Origin of the sequence: Caballeronia arvi, from assembly GCF_001544695.2 — a bacterium.
Lineage (GTDB): Bacteria > Pseudomonadota > Gammaproteobacteria > Burkholderiales > Burkholderiaceae > Caballeronia > Caballeronia arvi.
Window position 1 is genome coordinate 1 of sequence record NZ_FCOM02000228.1, and the last position, 1,399, is coordinate 1,399.

1 protein-coding gene is annotated in these 1,399 nt (G+C 58.5%); it reads left to right on the plus strand.

All coding sequences use genetic code 11. The features are described 5' to 3' along the window. Positions 1 to 140 precede the first annotated feature (140 nt). Positions 141 to 1,367, plus strand: coding sequence for an ISL3 family transposase (locus tag AWB74_RS44535; RefSeq protein WP_061152798.1), 1,227 nt, complete (start codon positions 141 to 143; stop codon positions 1,365 to 1,367). The last annotated feature ends 32 nt before the right edge of the window (positions 1,368 to 1,399 follow it).

Below are 1,399 nucleotides of genomic sequence, written 5' to 3' on the forward strand. Positions count from 1 at the left end.
GCCTCTTTTGAATTCCGAGTGGGTGGTTTCGCGGTCAAGGGCGGGCGTGAGCCCAGCGCAGAGGCGCCTTGAATCGATAGGCTGGGGCATGGCTGGTTGCGGCAGAATGCGGCAATCAGCCATTCAAGACAAAGCGAACAATGACGAATCAACTCTTTGAAGCGGCCTTGGGAATTAAGGCTCCGTGGTACGTCCAAGGTGTCGACTTTGATACGGCCAAACGGCAGCTGACGATTGCTGTGGACTTTGTCGCTGGAAGTCGCTTCGCCTACCCCGGGCTCGCCGGCGAATACCCGGTGCATGACACGCAAATCAAGCGGCTGCGCCACCTGAATTTCTTCCAGCACGAGTGCTATCTGGAAGTGCGGGTGCCGCGAGTGCGCTTGCCCGATGGCTCGGTACGGCTGGTCGAGCCGGAATGGGTCGGCCAACTCGCCGGTTTCACGTTGCTGTTCGAAGCGCTGGTGCTGATGCTGGCGCAGCAGATGCCGTTTGCCGCTGTGGCGCGCATCGTCAATCTGTCGTGGCATCGAGTGCATGCCATCTGTTCGCGCTATGTGGAACTCGCGCTGGCGTCGGCAAACCTGTCGGACGTGAGTTCGGTCGCCATTGACGAGACCTCGTACCGGCGAGGCCACGAGTATCTGACGTTGGTCGCCGATATGCAGGCTCGGCGCATCGTGTTCGTCACGCCCGGCCGTGACGCGAAGACGATTGAGAGCTTTACTGCCTACCTTAGCCAGCACCATGGCACGCCGGAGCAAGTCAGCTCCGTGAGCATCGACATGTCGCCCGCGTTCATCAAAGGCGTGGGCGAACATCTGCCCAATGCGCGAGTGACGTTCGATAAATTTCACATCGTCGCCCATGCGTCCAAGGCACTTGATACGGTGCGTCGCCAACAACAGAAAGCCGACCCGGAGCTTAAAGGGATGCGCTGGACGCTGCTCAAGGACGCCAACAAACTGAACCTTGCGCAATTGACCGACCTCGAGGCGCTGCTCAGGAAGTACACCACTAAGCGAACGGCCCGCGCCTGGTTGTATCGCGAGCAATTGCGCGAGATTCTCGAACGCAAGCAAATTCATGTCGTCTGTGAGATGTTGCAGCAGTGGTGCACCAACGTTATGCGCTCGAAAGTCGAACCGATGAAGGAGGTTGCGCGATTGATTCGTCGTCACTTCGACGGCATCGTTGCGTGGACCCAGACTCGACAGACCAACGGCTTCATCGAAGCCATCAACGGCTTGTTTCAGGCTGCCAAGCGCAAAGCGCGCGGCTACACGCGCTTCGAAACCATGCGAACGGTGCTGTTTCTTATCGCTGGAAAACTCGACTTCTCCGCCTTCAACTCGCATGCCCGCTGAGAGCCATCACCCACTCCGTTTTCAAAAGAGCC